Raw genomic sequence first — 23612 nt, forward strand, 5'->3', positions numbered from 1 at the left:
CTGACAGGTGTCTAGCGATCCGGGCTGGAATAGGCTGCTGGTGTGTCAATTGTTCGAAGAAAGCGAGGTGCAATTAACGGTCATTCAACGGGAGATACGGTGATGGAGAAGCAACTCAGTCCGCGCGATCAACTGCTCGAATCAGATGTCCCGCCGATCATCTTTTGCATCAGCCCGGACGATCCGATCATCAAATACATCAAAGCGGGGCAGAAGGTCACCTATGACCTTGTGCAGGGCGATAACGGTCAATATTACGCAGTCGATATAAAACTGGCTCAGGACGAGGACTTTCTCAAACATCCTCATTCTTCTGTTGTTTTGTAAATGTTTTCACCAATCAATCGAAACGGGAAGCAAAGACATGGCAGGTAGAGAGAATGGCACGGTCAAGTGGTTCAACGATGAAAAGGGGTTTGGTTTCATAACGCCGAAGAATGGCGGCGATGACCTCTTCGTTCATTTCAAAGCAATCAAGGCTGATGGGTTCAAGACTCTGAAGGAAGGACAATCAGTTAGTTACATTTCTGCTAAAGGGCAGAAAGGAATGCAAGCAGAAGAAGTTGAAATTGAGTAAAAGCGGAAGGAAATTCCCGCCCCCATGAAAAACGGCGCCTCAATGGCGCCGTTTTCTATTGCGTAAAACCTTAAGCCGCACTAAACAACTTATGCGGATCAATCACAAACTTCTTCGGCACGCCCGCATCGAACTCGCCATACCCTTCCGGCGCCTGATCGAGGCTGATCACCTGCACGCCTACCACTTCAGCAATGTTGATGCGATCCCACATGATCGCCTGCATCAGTTGGCGGTTGTATTTCATCACTGGGGTCTGGCCGGTGTGGAAGCTGTGCGACTTGGCCCAGCCCAGGCCGAAGCGAATGCTCAGGCTGCCCATTTTCGCAGCGGCATCGACAGCACCCGGATCTTCGGTGACGTACAGGCCGGGGATACCGATCTTGCCGGCTACGCGCACCACACCCATCAGTGAGTTGAGCACGGTGGCCGGGGCCTCGGCTTTTACGCCGTCGTGGCCATGGCCGCGCGCTTCGAAACCGACGCAGTCCACTGCACAATCCACTTCCGGTTCGCCCAGCAGTGCGGCGATCTGTTCGTGCAGCGGCGTGTCCTTGGACAGGTCGACGATTTCAAAACCCTGCGCCTTGGCGTGGGCCAGGCGGATGGTGTTGACGTCGCCGACGATCACCACCGCCGCACCGAGCAGACGCGCGGAAGCGGCTGCGGCCAGACCGACCGGGCCGGCGCCGGCAATGTAAACGGTGCTGCCCGGGCCAACGCCGGCAGTGACGGCGCCGTGGTAACCGGTAGGGAGGATGTCGGAGAGGCAGGTCAGGTCGCGGATTTTCTCCATGGCCTTGTCGCGGTCCGGCAATTTCAGCAGGTTGAAGTCGGCGTATGGCACCAGCACGTATTCGGCCTGGCCACCGGTCCAGTCGCCCATGTCGACATAACCGTAAGCACCGCCAGCACGAGCGGGGTTGACGGTCAGGCACACGCCTGTGTGTTGCTCTTTGCAGGAACGGCAGCGCCCGCAAGCGACGTTGAACGGTACGGAGACCAAGTCACCGATTTTCAGGTTTTCGACGTCGGAGCCTTTTTCGATCACCTCGCCGGTGATCTCGTGCCCCAGCACCAGACCGGTTTGCGCCGTGGTACGGCCGCGCACCATGTGTTGGTCGGAGCCGCAGATGTTGGTGGAAACCACTTTGAGAATGACCCCGTGCTCGATCTTGCGACCGCGCGGGTCCTGCATTTTCGGATAGTCGATTTTCTGTACTTCGACCTTGCCAGCGCCGAGATACACCACACCACGATTGCCAGACATGCTTTCACCTCGCTGTTGTTTTTATGGAACCGCGTTGCCCAGGCAGGCAGCGCGTTAAGTGCTCGGGTACAGATGCTGTTTATGTGTTGCCTGTTATGGCCTCTTCGCGAGCAAGCTCGCTCTCACAGGGGTATGCGTTCCAATGTGGGAGCGAGCTTGCTCGCGAAAGCGATCTAAAGAACGACCGTGCGATTGGCGTTGAGGAAAACCCTTCTTTCGATGTGATATCCAACAGCACGGGCCAGTGTCAGGCCTTCAATATCGCGCCCCTTGGCAATCAGATCCTCAGGGTAATGACTGTGATCCACCGCCTCGACGCCTTGGGCAATGATCGGCCCTTCGTCGAGATCGTTATTGATGTAATGCGCCGTCGCGCCAACCAGTTTCACGCCCTTGTTGTAGGCCTGGTGATACGGCTTGGCGCCCTTGAAACCCGGCAGCAGCGAGTGATGAATGTTGATCGCCTTACCATCGAGCTTGCGGCACAACTCCGGCGACAGCACCTGCATATAGCGGGCGAGGATCACCAGTTCAGCGCCGGACTCTTCGATCACCTGCCACACCTGACGTTCCTGCGACGGTTTGTCGTTGGGGTCGAGGGGGAAATGGTAGTAGGGAATCTGGTGCCAGTCGGCCAATGGCTTGAGATCCGGATGGTTGGACACCACCGCCGCCACATCCATCGACAACTGGCCGATGCGCTGGCGGTAGAGCAAGTCGTTGAGGCAGTGATCGGCCTTGGAGACCATGATCACCACTTTCGGCCGGTAGTTCGGCGCGGTCAATTCGAAGACCATGCCGAAGGCCTGACCACGTTCGGCTAAACCCGCGCGGAAGGATTGCTCGTCGAAACCGTCGGGCTGGCGGAATTCCACGCGGATGAAGAAACGCCCGGAGAGGCGGTCATCGAACGAGTGGTGCTCGGTGACGTAGCAGCCCTGCTCGAACAGAAAACGCGTCACCGCGTCCACCGTGCCGAGGACGCTGGGGCAGTCGGCGGTCAGAATCCATGTGTCTGGGGCGCGGCTCATGGTGCGGTGACTCCTGTTCTTTGTGCGCGGTGTCTGGGGGATTTTTGCCCCTCACCCTAGCCCTCTCCCGGAGGTAGAGGGGACTGACCGAGGTGTTCTTTCGAGCTACGCCGACCTGAAATATCGCGGGTGAATATAGATCACAAAAACACCCGAAATCGGCTCCCTTCCCCCTCTCCCCCCTGGGGGAGAGGGCTGGGGTGAGGGGGTGGCTTTTGATCTTTCAGGCCTGAACGCTCAACCCGTACTCAGCCGAAGCATCCTGCAACCACAACCACCAGTAATCCGAAAAACTGCGACGAATCAGCAATTCCCAGGTGTCTTCGGCCGTGTGGCGAATCATCAACTGCGACTTGGCGAATACCGTGCCGACCGCTTTACCCACCGGGAAATTGTTCGGGTGCACGTCGTAGCTGGTGGACTTCATCAGCACCTGACGCACGTTCGGCCCGCTCAGTTCGAGCACTTGCTGGCCGCCGCTGACATTGACGATCGCGATGTGCAGATCGCCCAGGGCTTCACGCAGTTTCTGTTCGGCGGCGAATTCCTCACCGCTTGGCACGATCAGCAGCCACTCGTCCGGGCCCATCCATTGCAGGCTGGTTTCACCTTTGACGATCACGCTCAGAGCGCCGGGCAGTTCGATACCCAGGGCCTTGTGCACACCGGCGGCGAACGCGGCATCGTGGCCATCGCCACGAATGGTCAGGTGGCCGAGGAGTTTCTTTTCCCGCACGATCACGCCGGCGTTCTTGCGGCCCTTGCCGACCAGGCTGGCGAGGTCGGCATGGTGCAGCGACGACTCGGCCTTGGCGCCGGTGGTCGGGCGTTGTTGGTAAACATTGGCTGTGGTCATAAAGCACCTTCCTGAATTCTTGATCGTTCCCACGCTCTGCGTGGGAATGCCGCCATGGACGCTCTGCGTCCGCTCTTGGGACGCGGAGCGTCCCGGGATGCATTCCCACGCAGAGCGTGGGAACGATCAGTGTCAGATGTTCTGGCGATCACCCTTCGGATCAAAGAACACCGAAGAAACAATCTCCGCCTCGATCACGCTGCCATCGGCCAGCGGTGCAAACACCCGCTCACCGAGGCGCTTCAGACCGCCCTTGACCACACCCATGGCAAACGAATAACCGAGGGAGTTGTGCGCGTAGCTGGACGTCACGTGGCCGACCATGGTCATCGGGATCGCCTGCTTGGTGTTGAACACCAATTGCGCGCCTTCCGGCAGCCAGACATTCGGATCAATCGGCTTCAGGCCGACCAACTGTTTACGCTGATCCTTCACGCAGTCTTCACGGTTCATCCCACGCTGGCCGATCCACGAGAACGGTTTGGTGCGACCGACGCACCAGCCCATGTTCAAGTCGTCCGGGGTCATCGAGCCGTCCGTGTCCTGACCGACAATGATGAAGCCCTTCTCGGCACGCAGGACGTGCATGGTTTCAGTGCCGTACGGGGTCAGGTTGTACTGCTTGCCGGCCTCGACGATTTTCTCCAGCACGCCCATCGCATAGTCGGCCTGCACGTTGACTTCGTACGACAGCTCACCGGTGAACGAGATGCGGAACACCCGCGCAGGCACGCCGCCGACCAGACCTTCTTTCCAGGTCATAAACGGGAACGCTTCGTTGCTCAGATCAATGTCGGTCACGGCGCTGAGCAGCTTGCGGCTGTTCGGCCCGGACAGGGTCATGGTCGCCCAGTGGTCAGTCACGGAGGTGAAGTAAACCTTCATGTCCGGCCATTCAGTCTGGTGGTACAGCTCCAGCCACTGCAGCACGCGCGCCGCGCCGCCGGTGGTGGTGGTCATGACGAAATGGTTGTCGGCCAGGCACGCCGTCACACCGTCGTCGAAGACCATGCCGTCTTCTTTGCACATCAAACCGTAGCGAGCCTTGCCCACGTCAAGTTTGGTCCAGGCGTTGGTGTACACGCGGTTGAGGAACTCGCGGGCATCCGGGCCTTGAATGTCGATCTTGCCGAGGGTCGAGGCGTCGAGCAGGCCGACGCTGTCGCGCACAGCTTTGCATTCACGCTTCACGGCGGCATGCAGGTCTTCACCGTTTTTCGGGAAGTACCATGGACGCTTCCACTGACCGACGTCTTCAAACTCGGCACCGTTCTTCACATGCCAGGCATGCAGCGCGGTGTAACGCACCGGCTCGAAGATGTGCCCACAGTGACGACCGGCCACGGCGCCGAAAGTCACCGGCGTGTAGTTCGGACGGAACATGGTGGTGCCCATCTGCGGGATGGTCACGTTCAGCGAGCGGGCCGCGATGGCCAGACCGTTGACGTTGCCGAGCTTGCCCTGATCGGTGCCGAAACCCAGCGCGGTGTAGCGTTTGACGTGTTCGACCGATTCGAAACCTTCGCGGGTCGCCAGTTCGATGGCGGCGGCGGTCACGTCGTTTTGCAGGTCGACGAATTGCTTCGGCGCCCGTGCGGTGTTCTTTTCATGCGGCACCTGGAACAGCGCCAGCGTCGGCTCTTCGAGACGACTCAGGGCTTTTGGCAGCACGCCTTCGACGGTCTGGAAACCGGCTTCAGCGGCAGCGCGCACGCCACCTTCAAAACCGTCAGCCAGCGAATCGCCGAGACCGTACACGCCGTTGATGCCACCAACGCACACGCGCTTCTGCGGTGCTTCGCCCGGTACGAAACCGAGGATGTCTTCACGCCAGGTCGGCTTGCCACCGAGGTGCGAGGCCAAGTGAACGACCGGGCTGTAACCGCCGGAACTGGCGATCACATCGCAGTCGAGCCATTCGCCCGGGCTGGTCACGGCGTGCGCTTTGACATCGATCGCGGCAATACGAGCAGCGGTGACGCGCTTGCTGCCACGGGCTTCGATCACGGCGCTGCCGGTGAGAATGCGGATGCCTTTGGCGCGGGCTTCTTCCACCAGCGCACCACGCGGATTGCTGCGCGCATCGGCGATGGCCACCACTTGCAGACTGGCGTCGAGCCAATCCAGTGCCACGCGGTAGGCGTGATCGTTGTTGGTGCTGAGGACAAGCTTCTTGCCCGGTGCTACGCCGTAACGACGCACGTAAGTCGACACCGCACCGGCAAGCATGTTGCCCGGCACATCGTTGTTGCCGTAAACCAGCGGACGCTCGCAAGCACCGGTCGCCAGCACCACACGCTTGGCGCGAACACGGTGAATACGCTGACGCACCTGACCGATTGGCGCACGGTCGCCGAGGTGATCGGTGAGGCGTTCGTGAATGGTCAGGAAGTTGTGGTCGTGGTAACCGTTGACCGTGGCGCGCGGCAACAGCAGCACATCCGGGGTGTTCTTCAGTTCCGTGATGACGCTGGCGACCCAGTCCATCGCCGGTTTGCCGTCGAGGCTTTCGCGGGAATCGAGCAGGCTGCCACCGAACTCTTCCTGCTCATCGGCAAGAATCACTCGGGCACCGCTGCGCGCAGCGGCCAGGGCAGCGGCGAGACCGGCCGGGCCAGCACCGACGATCAGCACGTCGCAGTGCTGGTTCATGTAGTCGTAGGTGTCCGGATCATTCTCGGTCGGCGAACGGCCCAGACCGGCAGCCTTACGAATGTACTTCTCGTAGGTCATCCAGAACGACTGCGGGTACATAAAGGTTTTGTAGTAGAAACCCGGCGGCATCAGCTTGCCGCCGACCTTGCCGAGAATACCCATCATGTCGTTGTTGACGCTCGGCCAACCGTTGGTGCTGGTCGCAACCAGACCTTGATACAGCGCCTGTTGCGTGGCGCGCACGTTGGGAATCTGCGTGGCTTCGGTAGCACCGATCTGCAGCACCGCGTTCGGCTCTTCGGCACCGGCGGCGAAGATCCCGCGAGGACGCGAATACTTGAAGCTGCGGCCAATGATGTCGACGCCGTTGGCGATCAGTGCGGCGGCCAGCGAGTCACCCTCGAAGCCTTTGTAGCTCTGACCGTTGAAGGTGAAGCTCAGCACTTTGTTGCGGTCGATCCGTCCACCGTTGGACAGGCGATTGGTCTGGCTCATACCTTCTCTCCCAGCGCCGTCGTGGCTGTTTTCGCCGAATCAGCCTTGTCGGTGAATTGCGGCTTGGTGCCGATCTTGTAGGTTTCGAGAATCTCGTAGGTCACGGTGTCGCGGGTGACGTTGAAGTACTGGCGGCAACCGGCAACGTGATCCCACAGTTCGTGGTGCAGACCGCGCGGGTTATCGCGGAAGAACATGTAGTCGCCCCACTCCTCGTCGGTGCAGGCGCCAGGGTCGAGCGGGCGCGGAATGTGCGCCTGACCGGATGCGTGGAATTCCTCTTCGGAGCGCAGTTCGCCGCAGTGAGGACAGAAGATATGCAACATGGGGATTTCTCCTGTTAGTGGGCGACGGCAGCAGCGCCGTGTTCGTCGATGAGTGCGCCGTTGTGGAAACGGTCGATGGAAAACGGGGCGGCCAACGGGTGCATTTCACCCTTGGCCAGACTCGCGGCAAACACGTTGCCCGAGCCAGGTGTGGCCTTGAAGCCGCCGGTGCCCCAACCGCAGTTGAAGAACATGTTCGGGACCGGGGTTTTCGAAATGATCGGGCAAGCGTCCGGCGTGGTGTCGACGATGCCGCCCCACTGCCGGTTCATGCGTACCCGCGACAGCACCGGGAACATCTCGACGATGGCCTGGATGGTGTGCTCGATCACCGGATACGAACCGCGCTGGCCGTAGCCGTTGTAGCCGTCGATACCGGCGCCGATCACCAGATCGCCCTTGTCAGACTGGCTGATGTAACCGTGCACCGCGTTGGACATGATCACGCTGTCGATAATCGGTTTGATCGGCTCGGACACCAGCGCTTGCAGCGGGTGGGATTCGATCGGCAGACGGAAACCGGCGAGTTTGGCCATGTGCCCGGAGTTACCGGCCGTGACCACACCGACGCGCTTGGCGCCAATGAAACCCTTGTTGGTTTCCACACCGATGCACACGCCGTTTTCCTTGCGGAAGCCGATCACTTCGGTCTGCTGGATCAAGTCGACACCGAGGGCGTCAGCGGCACGGGCAAAGCCCCAGGCCACGGCATCGTGACGGGCAACGCCGCCGCGACGCTGAACGGTCGCGCCCAACACTGGGTAGCGAGTGTTTTTCGAGCAGTCGAGGTACGGAATCTCGTCAGCGACCTGCTTGGCGTTGAGCAGTTCGCCATCGACGCCGTTGAGGCGGTTGGCGCTGACCCGACGCTCGGAATCACGGATGTCCTGCAGGGTGTGGCACAGGTTGTAGACGCCACGCTGGGAGAACATCACGTTGTAGTTGAGATCCTGCGACAGGCCTTCCCACAATTTCATCGCGTGTTCGTAGAGGTGCGCCGACTCGTCCCACAGGTAGTTGGACCGCACGATGGTGGTGTTGCGCGCGGTGTTACCGCCGCCCAGCCAGCCCTTCTCGACCACGGCGACGTTGGTGATGCCGTGTTCTTTGGCCAGATAGTAGGCAGTCGCCAGACCGTGCCCGCCGCCGCCGACGATGACCACGTCGTAGACCTTCTTCGGCGTTGGCGTGCGCCACATGCGCTGCCAGTTTTCGTGGTGGCTGAGGGAGTGTTTGAAGAGGCCGAAGCCCGAATAGCGTTGCATAGTCATTTACTCCAGAACGCTCAGCGGTAAACCGGGAAGTCAGCGCACAGGGCCGACACTTGCTGGGCAACATTGGCCTCGACATCGGCATCGCCGAGGTTATCGAGGATGTCGCAGATCCAGCCGGCCAACACTTCGCACTGGGTCACCTTGAAGCCGCGAGTTGTGACGGCCGGGGTGCCGATGCGCAGGCCCGAGGTCACGAACGGCGATTGCGGGTCGTTCGGCACGGCGTTCTTGTTGACGGTGATGTGCGCGCGGCCGAGGGCGGCGTCGGCGTCTTTGCCGGTCAGGCCCTGACGGATCAGGCTGACCAGGAACAAGTGGTTGTCGGTGCCGCCAGACACTACATCGTAGCCACGCTTGATAAACACGCTGGCCATCGCCTGAGCGTTGTCGATCACCTGTTGCTGATACGCCTTGAAGCCTGGCTCCAGCGCTTCCTTGAAGCACACGGCTTTACCGGCGATGACGTGCATCAGCGGGCCGCCCTGGGCGCCAGGGAACACGGCAGCGTTGAGCTTCTTCTCGATCTCTTCGTTGGACTTGGCCAGGATCAAGCCGCCACGTGGACCGCGCAGGGTTTTGTGCGTGGTGGTGGTGACCACGTCGGCGTACGGCAGCGGGTTCGGGTACAGACCGGCGGCGACCAGACCGGCAACGTGGGCCATGTCGACAAACAGCAGCGCACCGACCTTGTCAGCGATCTGACGGAAGCGCGGGAAGTCGAGGGTCTTGGAGTACGCGGAGAACCCGGCGACGATCATTTTCGGCTTGCACTCGACGGCCAGACGCTCGACTTCGTCGTAATCGATCAGCCCGGTGTCGGTGTTGATACCGTACTGCACGGCGTTGTAGAGCTTGCCCGAAGACGACACCTTGGCGCCGTGGGTCAGGTGCCCGCCGTGGGCCAGGCTCATGCCGAGGATGGTGTCGCCCGGCTGGATCAGCGCCAGGTACACGGCGCTGTTGGCCGAAGAACCGGAGTGCGGCTGGACGTTGGCGTAATCGGCGCCGAACAGTTGCTTGGCGCGTTCGATGGCCAGCGCTTCGACTTTATCCACATGCTCGCAGCCACCGTAGTAGCGCTTGCCCGGATAACCTTCGGCGTATTTGTTGGTCAGGCCGCTGCCTTGCGCTTGCATGACGCGTTTGCTGGTGTAGTTCTCCGACGCGATCAGCTCGATGTGATCTTCCTGACGTTGCTCCTCGGCATTCATCGCCGCCAGCAGTGCATCGTCGTAACCCTGGATCTGGTCTTGCTTGCTGAACATCGCGTCTCTCCCAGCGGCATCTGTGCGCCATTCGTCTCGGTAAGGCACTGGCATTGAAGGCAGTGCCCTTTGATGCCGATGGTATGACCGGCGCAGACAGCTCAAATGCCTGCGCGCGCCACGCAAAGGTGCGTTTACGACATGGCCTGAAATGCTCTCTTCGAAACGCCGCAGATCCCCTGTGGGAGCGAGCCTGCTCGCGAAAGCGGTCGGTCAGCCAACTTCTATGTTGGATGTGCCGGCCTCTTCGCGAGCAGGCTCGCTCCCACAGGGGTCAGGTGTATGCCGCGCGGATGGCGAGCAGCAGGAGGAAATGTGCGGGATAGAATGCATACGCCCAACGGCGCATGGGGGGTGGCTGGAGATGTCGCACATGTCGCAACAGGAACATTCCGAGCATTGGCGCAAACAGACAGGTGGCAATGCCAAGAATGGCGACGCTACTGCCGAACCTCGCCGAGTCGTACAGGACTTGCCATTGGTTGGCCGCCAAACTCACCAACCCCGGCAGCAGGCTGAAATACCACGGCCGGCGAAATACCAGCAGCATCGCCAGCGGCAACAGAATCCCGAACAAACCGAACATCAGTCGTTCCGGAAACATGGCGGCCAACACCAGCGCAGCAACACCGAGCAATCGCGACATGCTCGAGGGATCCTGCCACCCCCGCGCCACCAGCAAGCCCAACGCCAGCGTCGGCATCACGTTCAACGTATCGGGCTCAGGAATGTACAGCCGATAGGGAATCTCACTGACTGCACTGAACAGCATCAACCAGCCCAGATAGCGCCATTCCATCCTCCGCGACCCGTCGCGCGCCAGATTCGCCGCCATCGCCAGGCAAAACCACGGAAACGCCAGCCGCCCAGGCACATACAGCCAATCGGCGGAGAACCCGGCATATCGCAGGTGATCGAGCAACATGCACAGGAGCGCCAGCCACTTGAGCAGATCCAGTGCGCCGTCGCGTTTGCTCAGGTGCATAATCGTCCTACAAACTGGTAATTTCCTGAACGTGACATCCCGTGTGCTCCCCGGAAGATCTTCGGTAAAGTGCGCACCCTCATTGACCACGAGCCTTCACAAGAGTCTCGACCACGGAAGCCGGCCATGACCGACAAGAGCCAACAATTCGCCAGCGACAACTATTCCGGAATCTGCCCTGAAGCCTGGGCTGCGATGGAACAGGCCAACCACGGCCACCAGCGCGCGTATGGCGACGATGAATGGACCGCACGCGCGGCCGACCATTTCCGCCAATTGTTTGAAACCGACTGCGAAGTGTTCTTCGCCTTCAACGGCACCGCCGCCAACTCGCTGGCCCTGTCGTCGCTGTGCCAGAGTTACCACAGCGTGATCTGCTCGGAAACCGCCCACGTCGAAACCGACGAATGCGGCGCCCCGGAATTTTTCTCCAACGGCTCGAAACTGCTGATCGCCGGCACCGAAAACGGCAAGATCACCCCGCAATCGATCCGCGAAGTCGCGCTCAAGCGCCAGGACATCCATTACCCGAAACCGCGTGTGGTCACCCTGACCCAAGCCACTGAAGTCGGTAGTGTCTATACCCCGGAAGAAGTCCGCGCCATCAGCGCCACCTGCAAAGAGCTGGGTCTGCACCTGCACATGGACGGCGCGCGTTTCTCCAACGCCTGCGCCTTCCTCGGCTGCTCGCCAGCGGATCTGACCTGGAAGGCCGGCGTCGATGTGCTGTGCTTCGGCGGCACCAAGAACGGCATGGCCGTGGGTGAAGCGATCCTGTTCTTCAACCACAAACTGGCGGAAGACTTCGATTACCGCTGCAAACAGGCCGGGCAACTGGCGTCGAAAATGCGTTTCCTCTCGGCACCCTGGGTCGGCATTCTCGAAAACGGCGCCTGGCTGAAATACGCCCGCCACGCCAACCACTGCGCGCAATTGCTGGCCGAGCTGGTCAGCGACATTCCAGGCGTCGAATTGATGTTCCCGGTGCAGGCCAACGGCGTGTTCCTGCAACTGTCGGAACCGGCGATTGCCGCGCTGACCGCAAAAAACTGGCGCTTCTACACCTTCATCGGCAAGGGCGGCGCGCGCTTCATGTGCTCCTGGGACACCGAAGAAGAACGCGTCCGCGAACTGGCCCGCGACATCCGCGAAGTCATGTCCGCCTGACCTGACTCCCGCACACTGATCGTTCCCACGCTCCGCGTGGGAATGCCTCCCGGGACGCTCCGCGTTCCAGCCTCACCACTGTCGACATGCTTAACACCGCTATGACGCGGAGCGTCGACGGCTGCATTCCCACGCAGAGCGTGGGGACGATCTTCGATCGGGAATGATTTTTCCCACCGCAACACCAGACTTCTCTTCTAGCGAGAACATGCCACCCGACTCATCCTGATCGTTCCCACGCTCCGCGTGGTAACGCATCCCGGGACGCTCCGCGTTCCATCTCCAATGCACCGCAAGATTCAAGGAAGAATCCCATGGGCCGCAGCCGCTACACCCTTACCGAAACCGACAAGCCACATTTTCTGACCTGCACGGTCATGGAGTGGCTGCCGCTGTTTATCCGTCCCTACATCGTCGACCACCTGCTCAACTGCTGGCGTTATCAACAGACCCACCATGACTTGAAGCTGTACGGCTACGTGATTCTGGAAAACCATCTTCACTTCGTCGCCCAAGCACCCGACCTGAGCAAATGCCTCAGTCAGTTCAAGTCATTCACCGCTCGAAAGATTATTGATGATCTGCAAAGCAAAGGTGCAGACAAAGCCCTGCAACGTCTGCGCTTTAGCAAACGTGCGCACAAGCAAGACCGGGTTTACCAGTTGTGGCAAGAAGGCTCCCACGCAGAGATGGTTTATAGCGAATCGGTGATGCGCCAGAAGCTTGAATACATCCACAACAACCCAGTGAAACGCGGATATGTGGATTTGCCAGAACAATGGCGTTATTCGAGTGCCAGGAACTACGCGGGAATGCCGGGGCTGATCGAGGTTCAGTGCTGGTATTAAAATGGGACGCGGAGCGTCCCGGGCTGCATTCCCACGCAGAGCGTGGGAACGATCAACTCGCCCACTCAGCCCTCCTCGTTCGCACCTGAAGACTTGGTCTACATTGTCTGTCGAGCCCTCCGCTCACATAACAATAAGCAGGAGCATCGGCATGTCGTTACAAGGCAAAACCCTGTTCATCACCGGCGCCAGCCGTGGCATTGGCCGCGAGATTGCGCTACGGGCCGCGAGGGACGGGGCCAATATCGTGATTGCGGCGAAGAGCGCCGAACCCCACGCCAAACTGCCCGGCACCATCCACAGCGTCGCCGCCGAAGTCGAAGCGGCGGGTGGCAAGGCTTTAGCCCTGCAAGTCGATGTGCGTGATGAAGACGCCGTACGCCAGGCACTGGCTCAGGCCAACGATCATTTCGGCGGCATCGATGCACTGGTGAACAACGCCGGGGCGATCAAACTCACCGGTGTGCAACACATCGAGCTCAAACGCTTCGACCTGATGCATCAGATCAACACCCGCGCGGTGTTGCTGTGCAGCCAGGCCGCCCTGCCTTATCTGAAGAAATCTGCCGGGCACATTCTCAACCTGTCGCCCCCGCTGAATCTGGCAAGCAAGTGGTTTGCCCAGTTCAGCCCTTACACCGTGACCAAATACGGCATGAGCATGCTGACGATCGGGATGAGCGAGGAATTTGCCAGTTACGGGATCAGTGTCAATTCGTTGTGGCCGCAGACGATGATTGCGACGGCGGCGATTGAATTTCAGTTGGGTAATCGGGAGTCGTTCAAGCAGGCGCGAACGCCAGCGATCATGGCGGATGCGGCGCATGTGATTCTGGATAGCAGCGGGCGGCAGATTACCGGGCGGTTGTTGATTGATGAGGAGATTTTGCGGGAGAGCGGCGTTGGCGAATTTGAGCATTACCGGTTTGAACCGGGGAGTAATGCGGCGTTGATGACGGATTTGTTTATCGACTGAAAAGCCCCTCACCCTAGCCCTCTCCCAGAGGGAGAGGGGACTGACCGTGGTGTTTATCAGAGTTACGCCGACGTGAAATACCGAGCCGAACTCACATTTTGAAAAGCCCAAAAATCGGCTCCCTCTCCCTCGGGAGAGGGCTGGGGTGAGGGGCAAGCCGTGCGCAAAAATTCGCCCCACTCAAAAATCGATTCGCACATCCCCTTTAGGCACACTGCAGCACGACAAGATAAACCCTTCAGCCTCGTCATCCTCGGTAATCCCGCCGTTGTGTTCCATCTCCACCTCGCCGCCCAGCTTCAACACCTTGCACGTGCCGCAAATCCCCATCCCGCACGCCTTCGGAATCATCAAGCCAAGCTTGGCCGCCGCCGCATGCACCGTCTCACCCGGTGCCACACGAATGCTCTTGCCAGACGAAGTGAATTCGACCTGATGCAGATCCGCTGCATCGATTTCCGGTGCATCCGCTGCCTGCTCCGCCTGCTCCACCGCATCGGCACGAGCTTCCGGTGGCGTAGCGCCGAAGGATTCCTCGTGATAACGCGACATGTCGTAACCGGCCACTTCCAGCAGGCGCTTGACCGCGTTCATGTACGGCGTCGGGCCGCAGCAGAACACTTCGCGCTCAAGGAAGTCGGGAACCATCAGCTCGAGCATCTTGTGATTGAGGTAGCCGCGATACCCGGCCCACGGCTCGCCCAGTCCGTGCTTCTCGCAAATCAGGTGCAGGCTGAAGTTGTCGATCCGCGACGCCATGTGTTCCAGCTCGCGGTGATAGATGATGTCTTTCGGCGAGCGCGCGCTGTGGATAAAGGTCATGTCGACGTTGGCGTTGGTGTCGTAGAACCAGCGCGCCATCGACATGCACGGCGTGATCCCGACGCCGCCGCTGAGGTACAGCACTTTCGGGCTCGGGAAATCGATGGCATTGAACAGCCCAACCGGCCCGTGCACCGCCAGCTCTTGCCCCTCATGCAGCGTGTCGTGCAACCAGTTGGAGACCTTGCCGCCCGGTACACGTTTGATCGTTACCGAAAAGCTGTACGGCACCGACGGCGAACTGGAGATCGTGTACGAGCGCATGATCGGCTGGCCTTCGATTTCCAGCTCCAGGGTCACGAACTGCCCGGGCTTGAAGAAGAACAGGATCGGCTGGTCGGCCATAAAGCAGAAGGTGCGCACGTCCCAGGTTTCCTGGATGACTTTGACGCAACGGACGATGTGTCGGCCATTGGCCCAGGTCTGGGTGGTGACCGGATTCAGGAAGCTGTTGGACATGCTGTTCTCCACGGCCGACTGTCGGCCTCATGTCGGCGATTCTGCGTATAGCGTGAACCGTCCGTTTACCTATCCGCGACATCGGCATACTTATCGCGACCAGCCCCCAATCACCGGGGGTTGCGCGTCGGGAACAGATTGCACCATGTCGCCCATGGATAAGGTTCCGCCCCGCGCCGGCCCCACACTCGCCCCAACACCAATACAGATTCTTTACACCTTGCGTAGCAACCGTTAGCAGCACACCTGATCAGCCACTTTTCGCCGGCCACGCAGATGGCCATGAGGATCACATCGATGGACGTCACCGCAAAAATCAGCCTGGGCGATCCGCTGGAACCCGCACGCAAGGCCACCGCACAAATGCTGCAAGAGCGCGAGCGCACCTTTTCACTGCCACAGCCGTTCTATAGCGATGAACGGCTGTTCGATATCGACATGCAGGAGATCTTCCAGAAAGAGTGGTTGATCGCTGGTATGACCTGCGAGATCCCGGCCAAGGGCAACTACCTGACCCTGCAGGTCGGCAAAAACCCGATCATCGTCATCCGTGGCGCCGAAGGCGTGGTGCACGCGTTCCATAACGTCTGCCGCCACCGTGGCTCGCGCCTGTGCACCAGCGAAAAAGGCAAGGTTGCCAAACTGGTCTGCCACTACCACCAGTGGACGTACGAGCTGGACGGTCGCCTGCTGTTCGCCGGCACCGAGATGGGCGCCGACTTCGACATGAAGCAGTACGGCCTCAAACCGGTGAACGTGAAGACTGCCGGCGGCTACATCTTCATCAGCCTGGCCGAGAACCCGCCGGCCATTGATGACTTCCTGTCGACGCTGAACCATTACATGGAACCGTACGACATGGAGAACACCAAGGTGGCGATCACCACCACCTTGATGGAAAAGGCCAACTGGAAACTGGTGCTGGAAAACAACCGCGAGTGCTACCACTGCAACGCGTCGCACCCGGAACTGCTGAAAACCTTGCTGGAATGGGACGACGTCACCGACCCGCGCGCCGATCAGGCGTTTAAGGATCACGTCGCCGCCTCCGCCGCTGCCTGGGAAGCCGAGAAGATTCCTTACGCCCACGCCAGCTTCGGCCTGCGCAACCGCATCGTGCGCATGCCGCTGCTCAAGGGCACCGTGTCGATGACCCTCGACGGCAAACAGGGCTGCGCGAAACTGATGGGCCGGATCAAGAACCCGGATTTGGGTTCGATGCGCATCCTGCACCTGCCGCACTCGTGGAACCACTGCATGGGCGATCACATCATCGTCTTCACCGTGTGGCCGATCAGCGCGCAGGAAACCATGGTCACCACCAAGTGGATCGTGCACAAAGATGCAGTGGAAGGCGTGGATTACGACGTCGACCGTATGCGCCAGGTGTGGGACGCGACCAACGATCAGGATCGTCGTCTGGCCGAAGAGAACCAGCGCGGGATCAACTCCACCGCCTACCAGCCCGGGCCTTACTCCAAGACTTATGAGTTTGGCGTGGTCAACTTCGTTGATTGGTACAGCGAGCGCTTGCTGAGCAACCTCGGCGCCGAGCCTGCGCCGTACCTAAAAGGTGTCCCGGTACAGGGCTGATGTCTTCTGCTTGATCGTTCCCACGCTCTGCGTGGGAATGCCTCAACGGACGCTCCGCGTTCGGCCTTTGGGACGCAGAGCGTCCCGGGCTGCATTCCCACGCAGAGCGTGGGAACGATCAGTCAGTGTGATGACCACCTCACCGATCCATCCTCACCAATAAACTCCTCAAATATCTCCTCCCCCACCAACCTGATTTTTGCGTACCCGTTCAACACCCGCAGCGGATATGCCGGGTCCTTGGCATCCTGCGTCTCCGACCACAACACCCGCGAATGCCCGTCCAGTTCACTGGCATTGCCATAGGGAATGGCCCCGTGCCCGGCACAACGCGCATGCAAACCGCCCTGCTGCGCGTACACGATGCCGTTGTGTAGATGCCCCCAATACCAGTAATCCGGCTCACGCCCCAGCGCATCGCACACCGGTTGATACAGCGCGGTCTTGTTGTGCCCGGAAATATCGAAGCCCTGATGATGGCTGAGCACCATGAGCTTTTTGCGTTTTGGCAGGCCTTTCATCCACGCGATCTGCGGCTCGTTCAAAGTGCCGTCCATGTACAAATTCATCGCATCAGACGCGTACGCAGAATCCAGCCCTACCACCAGCCAGTCATCGTTGATCAAGGCGAAGTAACTGGTGCCCTGCTGCCCCGGAAAACGTTTGGCCAGTTCCTTGAAGTAGCCGTGGGCGCCGCTGTACATCTCGTGGTTGGAATTGAGGGTAAACGAGCCATGCGTACCCATCGGCCAACCGGCCATGTCGACGTCTTCCTGGGAATGACTGCCGGCGTAATACACATCGCCCAAATGAATGGTGAAATCGGCCTGGGCCAGTTGCATCTGATTGGCCACCGACACCGCCGGCGCATGACTGTCGAACGGCCCGGTGCCCCAGTCGCCGGCAATCGCCAGGGTCACGTCGCGATCCATTTGCACCACCGCCGGGTCAGTACCGAAGGTCGCGTGATGGCGCAGGTTTTCGATCCACTTCAGCAGCGCCTCGCTCCACAGCAGATCCAGCAGTTCCCACTTGCGACAGCCGAGCAGGCTGCCGTCCTTGAGCACCCGGGTCGCCAGTTGATCGGGCGATTGCGGCAACGGTGCGGCGTTGCCGATGCGCAGGATCGACAGACCGTGGGACAGCTCCCAGGGTACGCTCGGTTCGTCGTCCGGCAACTCGCCGTTCTTCAGCACGTACTGCGCCTGATCATGTCCGCGTTGCAGCAGCTTGATGATCGCCTGAAACTCCTGCGGCTCCAGCTCGCTGATGAGTTTCATCCAGGCCATTTCCATGCGCGTGAACAAGCCGTGAATGCGCACTTTGACCTTGTCGTACTCGTGTTCCCAATGACTGACCAGTGACATGGCGTAATCCTCTTTCCGTAAAGTTCACAGGGTTTTCATGAATTCGATCAGCGCGCGTTTGTCGTCGTCCGACAGCGTCGTGCCGTACAGGTGGCCGCTGTTGTGATTGCCCTCCTGGCGCGTGTCGTATTTGAAGTCCGCCGAGGCTTTGGCCTGAGCGCCGCTGGTGACGAAACCGACGTTGACCGGGTCGTAAATATCCGAGCCGGTGATGAACACCTGCGGACGTTTTTCCGGCGGTTGCAGCAAGTCCCACAGGGTCGGCACCGAGCCGTTGTGCAGGTACGGTGCGCGCAACCAGACGCCGTCGGTGGGCGTATTGCTGTAGCTCTGGGTCTTGCGGTAGGCGCCGAAATCGAACGGCGGTTTTTTGAAGGTGTGGAACGCGGCGACCAGCCCCGTGGTGAACGAGTCGAGCCGGTGCGGATCAGTGCCGAGCTGATCGATGTTGGTCGTGACCTGCCCGGTATCGGCGCGCCCGAAGTCATGACAAGCCGCGCAGTTGGCCTCCCAGATCGGTTTGCCCTGGGCGACCTTGGCCTGATCCAGCGCCCACGGCCACGCCGGCGCCTTGTGCCCGAGCAGCCAGTTGGTCACGCGGTTGAAGCTCGGCGGCAACACCGATTCCGGCGTCGCGCCCACCGCCATCGCGGCGGCGTAGTTGCGTTCGTGGATCTTGTTGTTATTGCCGTCCCAGTGCAGGTACATCGATTCGCGGGGTTTCTGGTTCCATACTTGCGGCAGGTCGACGGTGCCGATCGTCGAGTCATCCGGGAAGCCGAACACGACCATTTTCGTCGGATTGAAGGTGTCGGTGCGCCCCGGGCCTTGTTGCGGACGCAGCTTCTGCCAGGCGTAGGCCTGCTTCTGCTTGAGCAGTGCGCTTTTGGCCATCGGCATGATCAGGTAGCGGTTGTAGAGCTTCTCGAAGAAGCCCAACTGAAACTTGCTGTTGATCGCCGCCATCACCGCGTCGGTGGTGAATTTCGGATCGCTGGCGCAATCGTAAGCGAACCACTGGAAGGCTTGCAGTTGCAGGGTGTTGGCCGGCGCGCTGGGCACATTGACGGCGACGTCGCTGGCATTGGCGCGGTAGGAGCCGGTGTGGCACAGCGCGCAGTTCGGCTCTACCGTCGGGTAACCGATCTGCCGCTTGGCCATGCCGATCGGCAGGTCCTTGCCGTTTTCAAAGAGGAAGCCGAAAACCTCCCAGCCACCGGGTTTGGGCATTTTCTCCGGGCACATCTGCGGCAGCACGGCGAACAGGTAATACGGGATGCGCGCTTCGATGCCGAGGCCGATGGCAGCGTACTTGTAGTGGTCTTCGTCGGAGGCGTATTCCTGCTCCGGCACCACTCGCAGCATCTGATACCAAGTCTCGTAACCGATGAAACCGAGCACCGCGACGACAAACAGCGTGCCTACCTTGAAGGCGTGACTCTGCCATTGCCGCTGCCACGCCGCGCGCCACTCGCGCCAGCCATCGCAAAGCAATGCCCAAGGGCGATTCTCCGGCGCGGTGCCGAGGTAGAGCAGAATGCCGAGGATCAGAAAGAAGCTCAGATCGCCCATCAACATCGGCACGAATACCGAGCCTTGAGAGCTGGTGTTGATCAGATAAATCCAGAAAATCACCGCGATCAATCGCGTCAGCACACACAACCAGGAATGCACCACGTAACGCGGCGCGTCGAAACCCGACGGCATGTAAAACACGCTGATGCCGACCAGCAGCATCCCGGCGTTCTCCAGCCATGGGTCAGAGAGTTGCGGCGGCAGCCCGACCACCGATGTCAGCAACCCCGGCGCGAACAGCGCGGGGATGGCGAACACCATGTTCATTGCAATGCCTATCCAGATGAAGCGTTGAAACCAGCGGATGTAGCTGTCCATATCATCCATTTCCTTGTGCAGACCTGAGAGGTGTTGTGCCAGATGCACCGCTTTCGCGAGCAGGCTCGCTCCCACATTGGATTGGGGATGCCCACTGGTTTTGTGACTGGCACAAAACCCTGTGGGAGCGAGCCTGCTCGCGAAGCGGTCGCCTCGGTCTAACGTCAGCCGAGGGCCGTTTTCTCAAGGTGTTCAAGGATGATCGGATAGACATCGACCACTGCGTTCTTGCCGAACATGCAGTCAATGTGGCCGTAGCCCGGCACCACTTGCCGGCTATAGCGCTCCGGCCCATGCATTTCGCACAAGCGCTGATAGGTCTTGAGGGTGCTTTCCGGCAGGTAACACTGGTTGTCGGCACCGCTGATGAAGCAGATCGGCATAGTCAGGCGATCGAAGTGCGGCATGTACACATCGTTGCCTTTGAAATCCACCAGGTGCCCTTTGCGCACGATCAGCGCCAGGTGCTCGAAGGTTTCGATGTTCGACTCACCGAACAACTCATGCAGGTTGTCGTGCAGGGTTTCGTTGAGGGTGTCGTGGCGATACAGCGACGCGTACATGAAGGTGATGCGGTGGCACACCGGGTTGGTGCAATAACCCTGCGCCTCGATCCGCGCGTAGCCGTTGAGGGCCTTGTCGTAGAGCTTGTTGAACCAGTTTTCCTTGCTGTCGGCGTAAGCGGTCATCGACTTGATGCCGATCGCATCGAGCATCCCCGGCAGGTGCAATCCGGCCTTAAGCCCTGTGGCAGTGGCAACTACGGTGTCAGCGGCAATCTGCGAGCAGACCACCGAACGCACACCCTGCAAACCGGCGAGCAACGACATGAAGAAGGTCGTTGCGCCGTAGCAATGCACCACGCACTGCACGTCCTTGGCCTGGGTCTGCTGCTGAATCTGCGCGATGGCAGCCTTGAAATCGTATTGGGCAATCTGGTCGCCGTTCCACTCTTTCTTGCTCGCCGGCAGCAAAATGCTCACGCGGAAATCCAGCAACCACACGTCGTAATCGTGCTTGCACAGATATTCCAGCAGATTGGTCTGGATGGTGTCGGTGGAAAAGATATTCGAGCCGACGCCCAGGCCATGCACCAGCATCACCGGGCCTTTGCTGCCGGCCTGGTAACGGGTCAGGCGCAGTTCCACGCCATCCTCGGTGGGAAAGAAATGCACCGCTGGCGTCGGCGCATCCAGCGGCCGTTTCAACCGTGGCGGCGCGTCGGGATTGAAGTAGATATCCCCGGCAAACACCCCGCCGTAACTCTCCCAGAGGATCCCGGCGAAGAACTTGCCGAACCGCGCCAAGCCTTCAATGCGCTCACGTTCGTTACGCGCATTGAGCACTTTCATGGTGGTCATCTGTTTGGCGAAATCGGTCGGATGTATGTGCATCACCCCGGAACCGATCACCTCACCGGTCTTGTCCGGCCCGCGATATAGCGTCACGTACAGCGTGCTGGTGTCGTGCCAGATATTCAGCACGCCGTTGTCTTCCGGTACGGTTTTGAAGGCGCTGAAGAAATAGTCGTTGCCGTCTTCGGCGGTCAGTCTCATGTCGTACTTCATGTGGCGCGTATCGACCTGTTGCTCGAATTGCTCGAACAGGTTGAACACGCCATTGCTGGCGGTCAGCGGTTGTGGCGACAGTGCCGGAGCATTCACCGTGCCGACAATGGTTGCCGCGTGCTCGGGCTCCTTGATCATGCGGTTGAGGTCGTTGGCGGTGATGGTCAGGGTGAAGTCGATCGGCGAATTGTCCGCCTCACCGCGTTTGGCCGCCGCTTCGTAGACTTTCAGATCAGTGCTTTGCGCCGCGGTGAAGGCGCGAGAGAAATAGCCTTTCATGGTTTCGGTGAACTGCACGCCGAGGGTTGGCGGCGCCACCTGTTTGCGCGGCGCCGAAGGCAGCGTGTAGTCGATCTGCCAGCCACGGTCGGCGGCGAGCAAGCCCATGTTGCGCTCACTCACCGCGGAGATGGTCAGCAGCGGATTGACCGCCAGCGACGTCGGAATCACCGCGCCGTCAGTCACGTACAAATTAGCGTAAACATCCGTGCCGCTGGCACCGCTGAACACCTGCCCCTTGTGATTGACCACGCCTTGCGCCGCGTCTTCACCCATCACGCAACCGCCCAACGGGTGGACTGAAACGATGCTGTGCTTGAGCAGTTTGGTCCAGATCGGATTCTCTACCCACACGCCACCCAGTGCCTTGGTGCTCTGCTGCAAACGTTCGTTGCCGAGCTTGAAGTTCTCCTGCTCGCCAACGCCCGGCCAGTCGATGCGCAGTTGATCCTTGCTGTCGAGGACCATCCGCCCCTGGCCGCTGTCATGGCTCATGATCAGGTAAGTCTGCATGTTGTGCAGTGCGCCGTAATACGGGCCGCGCAGAAAGCTTTCCGCTTCACGCGCCTTGTATTTGACCTTGCCGCTGAAGCTGTCATCCGTGGCCACGCCGATCATCTCGGCAAACCCGGCCATGGCCGGCACCATCGGCCGGCCGAGCGCGCCGGGGATCGAGCCCTCCTCGATGACCATGCGGCTGCGCCAATCGCCCTCGGTGCGCATGTCGATCACCGAGGTGATGCACGGGCCGACCGGGTGCAGTTCCTTGGCCGGGTGCGCACCGAAACCGATGCCGTTGATGGTCTGCTCGCAGTTGTGGCCGAAGCCGAGGATGTCGCCGTTGCCGCTCATGTTCTCGCCGAGCTGGGCGGACATCACCACACCTTTGTCGCGCGTGCGCAGAAGAATTTCCGTGGAGCCGAGGGTGCCGGCGGAGACCACGACAATGTCGGCCTTCACGAACAACGTCGGCGCGCTGAACATCTCCCGCCCGCTGTCGAGGTACTGGAAGTGCACGATCCAGCCTTCACCATCACGCTCCAGGTGCCGCACTTCGGCCTGGCAGAAAATCTCCGCGCCGTGGTTCCAGGCGTCCGGCAGATAGTTCATCAGCGTGGTGTTCTTGGCCTTGTTGTTACAGCCCGAAACGCAGTCGCCGCACTGGTTGCACGGCAGTTGCTCGACGCCGACATGGTTGAGGTTGTTCGGCAGCTTGTCGAAGGTCACGTTGATCGGCGGCTTGTAGAAATGCGCGCCTTGCTTGAGGTAATCCGCTGATTTCTTGTTGGCGTCGAGTTTGGGCAGGTTCGGCGCAGTGTTCGGGTAAGGATTGGGTTTGAGCATTTCCCGGGCGCGGGCATAACCGTCCTTGAGCAGCGTATCGCGGTGTTCACGCACTGCTTGCGGCCAGCGCGGATCATCGAATACGCCCGGCTCCGGTTCGAGGGCCACGTTGGCATTGATCAGCGACGTGCCGCCGAGGCCGCAACCGACCACGACGTTCTGCTGGGCATTCACATGTAAATCGAACAGCCCGGTGCGCGAGCCGATATGGCCATCCGGGTCATGCACCTGCAGTTCCTCGGTGGCGGCGATCATGGTGTTGGGGTATTCGCCGGGCTGGATTTCCCGACCGCGTTCGAGCAGGCACACACGTTTGCCGGCACGGGACAGGCGCGAGGCAGCGATGCCGCCGCCGTAGCCTGAACCAATGACAATCACATCGTAGTGTTCCTTGATCTCGCTGATGGGCGTTGCGATCCGTGTCATGAGGTGGTTCCTCTAATCAGGCAGATGGGGGCAACTCTGCGGTTGCCTGCAATCGATGGGCGAACGGGCACCTGGCCACCGGATCAAGTCCGGCGACAGCACAACGGTCTGGCGGGTGGGGCGCGCTACAGGCGAG

18 protein-coding genes are annotated in these 23612 nt (G+C 60.2%); 6 read left to right on the forward strand and 12 right to left on the reverse strand.

Features of this window, described 5'->3' with window-relative positions:
* Positions 1-102 precede the first annotated feature (102 nt).
* Complete coding sequence (locus tag AC1DVF_RS00505) at positions 103-327, forward strand: hypothetical protein (RefSeq protein WP_460130340.1); 225 nt, start codon at positions 103-105, stop codon at positions 325-327.
* Positions 328-364: 37 nt separating this feature from the next.
* The gene (locus tag AC1DVF_RS00510) at positions 365-577 is read left to right on the forward strand and encodes a cold-shock protein (protein WP_477781863.1); all 213 of its coding nucleotides are present in this window, start codon (positions 365-367) and stop codon (positions 575-577) included.
* 70 nt (positions 578-647) lie between these two features.
* On the opposite strand, the gene fdhA is transcribed toward AC1DVF_RS00510, so the two are convergent.
* The 8 genes from fdhA to AC1DVF_RS00550 form a co-directional block, all read right to left on the reverse strand.
* Positions 648-1847, reverse strand: a complete 1200-nt coding sequence (fdhA, locus tag AC1DVF_RS00515) for a formaldehyde dehydrogenase, glutathione-independent (protein WP_093429915.1) — start codon at positions 1845-1847, stop codon at positions 648-650.
* 173 nt (positions 1848-2020) lie between these two features.
* Complete coding sequence (purU, locus tag AC1DVF_RS00520) at positions 2021-2878, reverse strand: formyltetrahydrofolate deformylase (protein WP_064589552.1); 858 nt, start codon at positions 2876-2878, stop codon at positions 2021-2023.
* A gap of 223 nt (positions 2879-3101) precedes the next feature.
* On the reverse strand, positions 3102-3734 hold the full coding sequence (locus AC1DVF_RS00525; RefSeq protein WP_008086919.1) for a sarcosine oxidase subunit gamma: 633 nt from the start codon (positions 3732-3734) through the stop codon (positions 3102-3104).
* A gap of 132 nt (positions 3735-3866) precedes the next feature.
* On the reverse strand, positions 3867-6884 hold the full coding sequence (locus AC1DVF_RS00530) for a sarcosine oxidase subunit alpha (RefSeq protein WP_477781864.1): 3018 nt from the start codon (positions 6882-6884) through the stop codon (positions 3867-3869).
* The gene (locus AC1DVF_RS00535; protein ID WP_007913119.1) at positions 6881-7210 is read right to left on the reverse strand and encodes a sarcosine oxidase subunit delta; all 330 of its coding nucleotides are present in this window, start codon (positions 7208-7210) and stop codon (positions 6881-6883) included. Before AC1DVF_RS00535 ends, AC1DVF_RS00530 begins: the two co-directional genes overlap by 4 nt.
* A 14-nt stretch (positions 7211-7224) precedes the next feature.
* Entirely contained in the window at positions 7225-8475 is a 1251-nt protein-coding gene (locus AC1DVF_RS00540) for a sarcosine oxidase subunit beta (protein WP_034155011.1), read from the reverse strand.
* Between the two features lie 20 nt (positions 8476-8495).
* Entirely contained in the window at positions 8496-9749 is a 1254-nt protein-coding gene (glyA, locus tag AC1DVF_RS00545; protein ID WP_108225128.1) for a serine hydroxymethyltransferase, read from the reverse strand.
* 274 nt (positions 9750-10023) lie between these two features.
* Complete coding sequence (locus AC1DVF_RS00550) at positions 10024-10734, reverse strand: TraX family protein (RefSeq protein ID WP_477781865.1); 711 nt, start codon at positions 10732-10734, stop codon at positions 10024-10026.
* 126 nt (positions 10735-10860) lie between these two features.
* On the opposite strand from AC1DVF_RS00550, the gene AC1DVF_RS00555 reads away from it, so the two are divergent.
* The 3 genes from AC1DVF_RS00555 to AC1DVF_RS00565 all read left to right on the forward strand — a co-directional run bounded on the left by AC1DVF_RS00555 (position 10861) and on the right by AC1DVF_RS00565 (position 13725).
* The gene (locus tag AC1DVF_RS00555) at positions 10861-11901 is read left to right on the forward strand and encodes a threonine aldolase family protein (protein ID WP_093429910.1); all 1041 of its coding nucleotides are present in this window, start codon (positions 10861-10863) and stop codon (positions 11899-11901) included.
* A 314-nt stretch (positions 11902-12215) separates the two neighbouring features.
* Positions 12216-12749 carry an REP-associated tyrosine transposase gene (locus tag AC1DVF_RS00560; RefSeq protein WP_093429909.1) on the forward strand — a complete coding sequence of 178 codons (534 nt, stop codon included), beginning with the start codon at positions 12216-12218 and terminating at the stop codon, positions 12747-12749.
* Positions 12750-12900: 151 nt separating this feature from the next.
* The gene (locus AC1DVF_RS00565; protein WP_099757370.1) at positions 12901-13725 is read left to right on the forward strand and encodes an SDR family oxidoreductase; all 825 of its coding nucleotides are present in this window, start codon (positions 12901-12903) and stop codon (positions 13723-13725) included.
* Between the two features lie 180 nt (positions 13726-13905).
* On the opposite strand, the gene gbcB is transcribed toward AC1DVF_RS00565, so the two are convergent.
* On the reverse strand, positions 13906-15006 hold the full coding sequence (gene gbcB / locus AC1DVF_RS00570; protein ID WP_007911227.1) for a glycine-betaine demethylase subunit GbcB: 1101 nt from the start codon (positions 15004-15006) through the stop codon (positions 13906-13908).
* Positions 15007-15303: 297 nt separating this feature from the next.
* Here gbcB and gbcA point away from each other — a divergent pair, with 297 nt between their 5' ends.
* Positions 15304-16599, forward strand: a complete 1296-nt coding sequence (gbcA, locus tag AC1DVF_RS00575) for a glycine-betaine demethylase subunit GbcA (protein WP_093429906.1) — start codon at positions 15304-15306, stop codon at positions 16597-16599.
* Positions 16600-16721: 122 nt separating this feature from the next.
* On the opposite strand, the gene AC1DVF_RS00580 is transcribed toward gbcA, so the two are convergent.
* From AC1DVF_RS00580 to AC1DVF_RS00590, 3 genes are all read right to left on the reverse strand, one after another.
* Positions 16722-17966, reverse strand: a complete 1245-nt coding sequence (locus AC1DVF_RS00580; protein WP_477781866.1) for a metallophosphoesterase family protein — start codon at positions 17964-17966, stop codon at positions 16722-16724.
* A 24-nt stretch (positions 17967-17990) separates the two neighbouring features.
* Positions 17991-19859, reverse strand: a complete 1869-nt coding sequence (locus AC1DVF_RS00585) for a c-type cytochrome (RefSeq protein ID WP_477781867.1) — start codon at positions 19857-19859, stop codon at positions 17991-17993.
* 164 nt (positions 19860-20023) lie between these two features.
* A complete protein-coding gene (locus AC1DVF_RS00590; RefSeq protein WP_477781868.1) occupies positions 20024-23476 on the reverse strand; it encodes an alpha/beta fold hydrolase in 3453 nt (1150 codons plus the stop codon).
* Positions 23477-23612: the final 136 nt, after the last annotated feature.

Source organism: Pseudomonas sp. P4_D7, from assembly GCF_056401755.1.